General features: G+C 71.1%; 7 protein-coding genes. 2 read left to right on the top strand and 5 right to left on the bottom strand.

Features of this window, described 5'->3' with window-relative positions:
* Together ACFSL4_RS17145 and ACFSL4_RS17140 are read right to left on the bottom strand one after the other, a co-directional pair.
* Positions 1-1,367 (bottom strand): glutamate synthase subunit beta (locus ACFSL4_RS17145; RefSeq protein WP_381083411.1); only part of this gene is annotated, 1,367 nt, incomplete at its 3' end.
* Between the two features lie 104 nt (positions 1,368-1,471).
* Entirely contained in the window at positions 1,472-1,951 is a 480-nt protein-coding gene (locus ACFSL4_RS17140; protein ID WP_381083431.1) for an anthrone oxygenase family protein, read from the bottom strand.
* Between the two features lie 357 nt (positions 1,952-2,308).
* Between ACFSL4_RS17140 and ACFSL4_RS17135 the strand changes: the two genes are divergently transcribed.
* Both ACFSL4_RS17135 and ACFSL4_RS17130 read left to right on the top strand, forming a co-directional pair.
* Positions 2,309-2,950 (top strand): nucleoside/nucleotide kinase family protein, encoded by a 642-nt coding sequence (locus tag ACFSL4_RS17135; protein ID WP_381083409.1) that lies wholly within the window; start codon positions 2,309-2,311, stop codon positions 2,948-2,950.
* 261 nt (positions 2,951-3,211) lie between these two features.
* A complete protein-coding gene (locus ACFSL4_RS17130) occupies positions 3,212-3,640 on the top strand; it encodes a CBS domain-containing protein (protein ID WP_381083407.1) in 429 nt (142 codons plus the stop codon).
* Positions 3,641-3,700: 60 nt separating this feature from the next.
* On the opposite strand, the gene corA is transcribed toward ACFSL4_RS17130, so the two are convergent.
* The 3 genes from corA to ACFSL4_RS17115 form a co-directional block, all read right to left on the bottom strand.
* Positions 3,701-4,828, bottom strand: a complete 1,128-nt coding sequence (corA, locus tag ACFSL4_RS17125; RefSeq protein ID WP_381083405.1) for a magnesium/cobalt transporter CorA — start codon at positions 4,826-4,828, stop codon at positions 3,701-3,703.
* Positions 4,829-5,237: 409 nt separating this feature from the next.
* Entirely contained in the window at positions 5,238-6,128 is an 891-nt protein-coding gene (locus ACFSL4_RS17120; RefSeq protein ID WP_381083403.1) for a carbohydrate kinase family protein, read from the bottom strand.
* On the bottom strand, positions 6,125-7,030 hold the full coding sequence (locus ACFSL4_RS17115) for a pseudouridine-5'-phosphate glycosidase (RefSeq protein WP_381083401.1): 906 nt from the start codon (positions 7,028-7,030) through the stop codon (positions 6,125-6,127). Before ACFSL4_RS17115 ends, ACFSL4_RS17120 begins: the two co-directional genes overlap by 4 nt.
* Positions 7,031-7,049: the final 19 nt, after the last annotated feature.

The following is a 7,049-nucleotide window of genomic DNA, read 5'->3' as shown; positions in this document are numbered from 1 at the left end:
GACTGCCCGCGCGCGGCGTCCCCGGCGGCGTACACGCCGGGGACGTTCGTCGCGAAGTCCGCGTCCCGCGCGATCCTCCCGCGCTCGTCGAGCGCGAGCCCGAACTGTTCGATCAGCCCGTCCCCGTGGTCGGGCCCGGAGAAGCCCAGCGCGAGCAGCACGAGGTCGGCGCGTAGCGTCCGCCCGCTGCCCGGCAGCGGCCGCCGCCGCTCGTCCACCTCGACCAGATGCAGCGCCCGTACATGCCCGCCGGCATCCCCGGTGAAGCGGAGCGTGGACGCCGCGAAGAGCCGCGCGTCCGCGTCCGCCGCGGGCGCCGACCGCAGATCGCGTGCCTCTTCGTGCGCTGCGGACAACCGGTAGATCTTCGGATACGTCGGCCATGGCTCGGTGTCCTCGTTCCGCTCCGGATCCGGCTGCGGATAGATGTCGAGCTGGGTCACGGACGCGGCCCCCTCGCGCACCGCCGTGCCCAGGCAGTCGGCACCGGTGTCCCCGCCTCCCACGATCACGACGTGCTTCCCCGCCGCCGACAGCGGTGAGACACCGAGGTCCCCCTCGCACACCCGGTCGGCCAACGGCAGGTACTCCATTGCCTGCTGTATCCCGGCCAGCTCCCGCCCGGGCACCTGCAGTTCCCGCCAGGCGGTGGCGCCGGTCGCGATCACCACGGCGTCGTACCGCGCCCGCAACTCGGCGGCCCCGATCTCCTGCCCTACGGCCGTCGACGTACGGAACTTCGTCCCCTCGGCGCGCATCTGCTCCAGCCGCCGGTCGAGATGCCGCTTCTCCATCTTGAACGCCGGTATCCCGTAGCGCAGCAGCCCCCCGGCGCGGTCCGCCCGTTCGTACACCGCCACCGTGTGCCCGGCGCGCGTGAGCTGCTGGGCCGCCGCGAGGCCCGCGGGCCCCGATCCGACCACCGCGACGGTCCGTCCCGACAGCCGCTCCGGCGGACGCGGCGGAGCGAACCCCTCCTCCCAGGCGCGGTCCGCGATGGCCACCTCCACGTTCTTGATGGTGACCGCGGGCTGGTTGATGGCGAGCACGCACCCCGCCTCGCACGGCGCCGGACACAACCGCCCCGTGAACTCGGGGAAGTTGTTCGTGGCGTGCAGCCGGTCGGCGGCCGCCCGCCAGTCCTCGCGTGAGACCAGGTCGTTCCACTCGGGGATGAGGTTCCCGAGCGGGCAGGCCTCGTGGCAGAAAGGAATCCCGCAGTCCATGCAGCGATTCGCCTGCCTGCTGATGATCGGCAGCAGCGCACCCGGGACGTACACCTCGTTCCAGTCCCGCACCCGCTCCTCGACGGGCCTGCGGGGCCATTCCTCCCGGGGCGTGGTCAGGAAACCCTTGGGATCGGCCATGGCCGTCCCCCTTGCTACGCATACGGGACCGTCTCGTGCCACGATACGACGTCATCGCACGGGTCGCGCCCCTCGTCACCAGGGCGGCGGCGTGGGCCACGGGGCTAACCGAGAGCGAGGGCGTAGCACACTGCCGCTCCGGCCGACGCGACCGTGCGGACGTGGTTCCACAGGGTCCACTCGCTCACGCAGGTGCGCCAGTACACGGCCGCCTCCGGGGACCCGGGGTCCATCCGCAGGAGCGTCTCCTTGCGGGGCACGTTCGCGACCACCGTCACACCGAACCCGCCGATCAGATACAGGGCGCTGCCCGTCAGCAGTCCGACCGTGCCGTCGTCGGGCCACAGCACGAACGTCACCACGGCGAGGACGGCGCAGACCACGGCCGACCCCAAGAACACGATCAGGAACGCCGGTGACACGGCGGCCCTGTTGATCGCGTTCATCGCGGCCACACCCTGGGCGGGCGGCAGCGAACCGAGCCCCTTCATCACAAAGGCCGAGAACCCGCAGAACACCCCTGCCGTCAGCCCGGTGCCGAGCACACCCAGCACGGTCAGTACGAAGTACGGCCCGTCGATCAGGTCGGCTCCCGCATCGATCCCCAGGAACCCGGAGATCCTTCCCGCCCCGGCCCATCACTACAAGTCAAGCCTGGTATCGGATCGGTGACCACACGCGGCCGGCGCGGACAGGCCGCGATGCAACCCGCGACAGGCGCATGCCAGCCCACCCGTTTCACCGGTGGTGTGCCGGGCGGCACGGCGCCACCCACAGTGACTGGTACGTGGCGTTCGGCTGAGCAGGTCAACCAAGTCCCGCCCGTGCCGCCAGGGCCCCCCGTGCGACGCCAGATGCGGCAGGCCGCGGCCCCGGCGCGATGTCGCGGGCCGGGGCCCGGCAGCCGCCGCGCCGGGTCTCCGCCGCCGCGGCGCGGCATCATGGGCCCTGTGCGACTCGAAGCGATCACCTGGGAACGACTCGGCGACCTCCTCGCTGACCGGCTGCTCGATGTGAAGTCCGTCGACGGCAGCCCCTGGCCACGCGTCGCCTTCGACGGTGCTCCGGCCGCGCGCCCCGGTGACCTCGCCCGCCGTGTGTCCGGCGCACTGCGGATACGCGGCCGGTCATCGCTCGTCGTGGGCGCGGAGGGCTTCCTGCGACCCGCGTCCCTCCGCTTCGAGCACGGCCACCGGGACCCCGACTCCTACTACGACGGCTGGCTCGACACCGGAGCCCTGTGGCGCGAGGTGTTCGGCCATCTCGAACCCGGCGGTGACGGCCGCGTCCTGCCCGACCTGTGGGACCCGGCCACCGACCGTGCCACCCGCAGCCCCTACGCGCAACTCCCGCCCGGCGGAATCCTGTTGCTCCATGGTCCCCTCCTCCTGCGGCACTGGTTCCCCTTTGACCTGACCGTCCACGTACTCCTCTCGCCCGGTGCCCTCCGCCGCCGCACCCCCGAGTCCGAGCACTGGACCCTCCCCGCCTTCGTGCGCTACGAGGCGGAGACGGACCCGGGTGCCGTCGCCGACGTACTCATCCGCGCGGACGACCCGCGCCACCCGGCGTGGACGGGCTGATCGCGCATCCCGTCCCGCATTCCGTCCCGCACCAGCTTTATGTGCGTGTGCATGCAATTGCCAGCGGAGAAGGACGACGAGGTCCGTGTGATCGTCCGTGAAATCCCGCGGAAGACCGTGCGTTTCTCGGCCTGAGCGCCGGCGCCGTCTCGGTCACGACGTTCCAGGTGCGTTTCGCCGGGGACCCGGCGAGAATTGAGGACGCCGGGACATGCGGTGCGTCCCGTGCCGCGCCGGCCGTCCGGCACCGGGAGGTACTCCATGACCACCGCCGGAGACATCATGCATCGTGGTGCCCAGTGGATCCCCGCCCACGAGACCCTGGACCGCGCCGCCCAGCTGATGCGCGAACTCAACGTCGGTGCGCTGCCCATCAGCGACGAGAACGAACGGCTCTGCGGCATCCTCACCGACCGCGACATCGTCGTCGGCTGCGTGGCCATGGGCCACGATCCCTCACGCGTGACAGCGGGCCAGATGGCCAAGGGAACGCCGCGCTGGATCAACGCCGACGCCGATGTCAGCGAAGTGCTCCATGAGATGGAGGAGCACCAGATCCGCCGGCTTCCCGTCATCCAGAACAAGCGTCTCGTCGGCATGATCAGCGAGTCGGACCTCGCCCAGCACCTGACGGAGGACCAGCTCGCCATGTGGGTCGAGACCGTCTACGCCCGGACCCCGTCCCACTGACCGGCCCGCCCGCCGCCGCTCCTCGTCCGGCCCGACGCACCGGCGAGGAGCGCGCTGCGGTCATAGCCAGCCGTTGCGCTTGAACCCCCGGTACAGGACGACGCAGGCGACGGCGATCACCACCAGGACCAGCGGATAGCCGAACCTCCAGCGCAATTCCGGCATGTAGGTGAAGTTCATGCCGTACACGCCGGTGACCATGGTCGGCACCGCGATCAGTGCGGCCCAGGCCGTGATCCTCCGCATGTCCTCGTTCTGCGCGACGCTGACTTGCGCGAGATGCGCCTGCAGGATCGAGTTGAGCAGTTCGTCCGAGGCGGCTATCTGCTCGATTGCGCGCAGCAGATGGTCGGAGACGTCCCGGAAGTACGCCTGTATCTCCGGGTCGATCGCGCGGACCGGCCGGTTCGCCAGCTCCTGGATGGGGCGGTCCAGCGGAGTCACGGCCCGCTTCAGCTCCAGCAGTTCACGCTTGAGCTGGTAGATGCGCCCGGGATCGGCCCGCGCGCCGTTCTCCGCGAACACAACGGTCTCGACCTGGTCGATGTCTTCTTGCACCGCGTTGGTGACGTGCAGATATTCGTCCACCACATGATCCGCCACCGCGTGCAGGACCGCGCCGGGGCCCTTTGCGAGCTGGTCCGGTTCGGTCTCCAGCTCCTCACGCAGCGGGCCGAGTGAACCGTGCCGGCCGTGCCGCACCGTGATGACGAAGGCAGGCCCGACGAACACCATGATCTCGCCCGTGTTCACCACGTCGCTCGTCGAGGTCAGTTCCTGGTGCTCCACGTAGCACACGGTCTTGAAGACCGCGAACAGCGTGTCCCCGTACCGCTCCAGCTTCGGGCGCTGATGGGCTTCGACCGCGTCCTCGACCGCCAGCGGATGCAGGTCGAAGAGCTCGGCCACGCCCGCGAACTCCTCGACGGTCGGTTCGTGCAGCCCGAGCCAGACGAAACCGTGGTCGCTCCTGCGGACCCGCTCGACGGTCTCGAACAGATCGCCGCCGCAGGGGATGCGCACGCCGTCCTCGTACGTCACGCAGTTGACCACCGCGGAGCCCAGTGGTGACCGGGCGGGGTGACTCAGATCAACGCGTGGACGACGCCGCGTCAACCGTGCCACCTTGCGGAAGCCGCTGACCTTGCTGAGGCCCGCGACCTTCCGCAGATTCCCTGCCATGGACATCTGGATCTCCCTGCGTGGATCTCCTCGCGCCGCCTCCGCGCCTTCGCGAGCCAGTCTGCCAGTCCGCGCCGATCGCCGGAAAAGCCTGTGGATAAGGAACATTCCGCTTCGGCTGAGGAGTTCGGGCTCCGTGAGGCCGGTGCTGCAGTCGCGCGGTGTCGGCTCGCCGCGACGGTTCCGGGTGGCGAGTCCCGAGTCCCGAGTTGCGAGTTGCGAGTTGCGAGTTGCGAGTTGTGTGCGGTGTGTTCCGTGTCGTGTGTTCGGCGTTGCAAGGTCGGCACGCAAGGGGTCGGCGATCGTCGCGGTCGGGCTGAGCGGAAGGAGCGGTTGGCCGGTGACACAGCCCGTGCGTCCCCCGGCGGGGACCCGCACCTGCGGCGCCGGAGGCCATCCGCGTCCCACAGGTCGGTCACGGCCTGCCTCCCACCTTCTCCACCGCCCTCGCTCCCGCTCTGCACCCCTCCGCCGCGGCCTCCTCCGGCTCCGCCCCCGTGAGCAGCGCAGCCAGGAACGCCCCGGTGAACGCGTCGCCCGCGCCCGTCGTGTCCCGGGGGACGGCGGCGATCGCCGGGATCCGCGACCTGACCTTCCCCGACACGGCCACCAGTGCCCCTTCCGCGCCCTGCTTGACCACCACCAGCGGAACGTGGCGGCTCAACTTGGCCGCCGCGTCCGCCGGATCGGGCAGCCCGGTCAGCAGATGTGCCTCGTCCCGGCTGGGCAGCAGCACGTCGACTCCGTCGGCGAGCGCCAGGAACCGGTCGACGCCCAACTCGGTGAGGAATCCCGCCGAAGCCGGGTCCACGCTCACCGGCACTCCGTGTGCGCGAGCGGCCTCGACGGCCACCGTCACCAGTTCCCGGCTCGGTTCGGAGAAGAAGAGGTAGCCCGACAGGTGCAGGCGTGCGACGCCGTCGAGCAGCGCGTCCGACCAGTCGCCGGGGGCCAGCCGCAGCGACGCCCCGCTGTCCGTGAGGAAGGTCCGCTCCGCCGCGGCGCCCGTGTCCACCAGGCAGATCACCGTCCCTGTGGGCGCCTCGGGGTCGATGACGAGATGTGCTCTGACGCCCGCCGCCGTCAGCTCCCGCTCGTGCCAGGCGGCCGCCTCGGACCCGACGCGTCCCAGCAGCCGCACGTCAGGGCAGCCCCGGTGGGATGCCCAGCACGCCACATTCGCACCCGCGCCCCCGGGCAGAGTCCGGACGACGGCGGCCGTGTCCGTGCCCGCCGCAAGCGGCCCCAGGTGGCGGGCGACGACATCCGTGACGATGTCCCCGACGACGAGCAGTGCCCCGCTCACGCCTCGGCCCAGGCCGCCGCGATCCGCGCCGCGAGCCGCACATTGCCGCGGACGGCCGCCAGATTGGCGCTCAACGACGCCCCGTCGGTGTGCCGGACCAAGTGGTCGAGCAGGAACGGCGTGACCGCCTGACCGGTGATGCCCGCTTCCCGGCAGGCGGCCAGCGCGTCGGTGAGCACGCGTGCGTGGAGCTCCGGCTCGAGCTGCTCCTCCTCCGGGACGGGATTCGCGACGATGAGCGCCGACTCGGGACCGTCCAGCGCATCCTGGGCACGCATGACCTCCGCCACCTGCCCCGGCGACTCCAGCGTCCAGTCGACCGGATACCCGGAGTCGGAGAGGTAGAAGCCAGGAAAGCGCGCCGTGCGGTACCCGGCCACCGCCACGCCCAGGGTCTCCAGTCGCTGCAGCGTCGCCGGCACGTCCAGGATCGACTTCACCCCCGCGCACACCACCGTGATCCTGGTCTGTGCCAGCAGACGCAGGTCGGCGGACTCGTCCTGGCTCACCGTCCACTCCCGGTGGACCCCGCCGAGCCCGCCCGTCGCGAACACCCGTAGGCCCGCGAGGGACGCCAGCTGCGCCGTCGCGGAGACGGTCGTCGCCCCGCTCGCCCCCGCCGCCACCGCGAGCGGCAGGTCGCGGTGCCCCAGTTTGCGGATTCCGTCCTCGTTCGCGACCCGCTCCACCTGTTTCCTGTCCAGCCCGACATGGGCCCGGCCGTCCAGCACGGCGATCGTCGCCGGTACGGCACCCTCCTGCCGTACGGCGCCCTCCAACTCCAGGGCCACCTGGAGGTTGCGCGGACGAGGCAGCCCGTGAGCGATGATCGTCGACTCCAAAGCCACCACCGGGCGGCGCGCGGCGAGCGCCTCCCGCACCTCTTCGGACACCACCAGCACGTGCTGCCTCCTGTCTGTC

The organism is Streptomyces caeni (assembly GCF_042678285.1).
Lineage (GTDB): Bacteria > Actinomycetota > Actinomycetes > Streptomycetales > Streptomycetaceae > Streptomyces > Streptomyces caeni.
Note: the sequence above shows the minus strand (reverse complement) of the source record. Positions and strands in the feature narration are given on the sequence as shown.

Coding starts and splice junctions, on each gene's coding strand:
- corA (WP_381083405.1), bottom strand. CDS start 4,828: ATGTCCATGGCAGGGAATCTGCGGAAGGTCGCGGGCCTCAGCAAGGTC.
- ACFSL4_RS17130 (WP_381083407.1), top strand. CDS start 3,212: ATGACCACCGCCGGAGACATCATGCATCGTGGTGCCCAGTGGATCCCC.
- ACFSL4_RS17135 (WP_381083409.1), top strand. CDS start 2,309: ATGGGCCCTGTGCGACTCGAAGCGATCACCTGGGAACGACTCGGCGAC.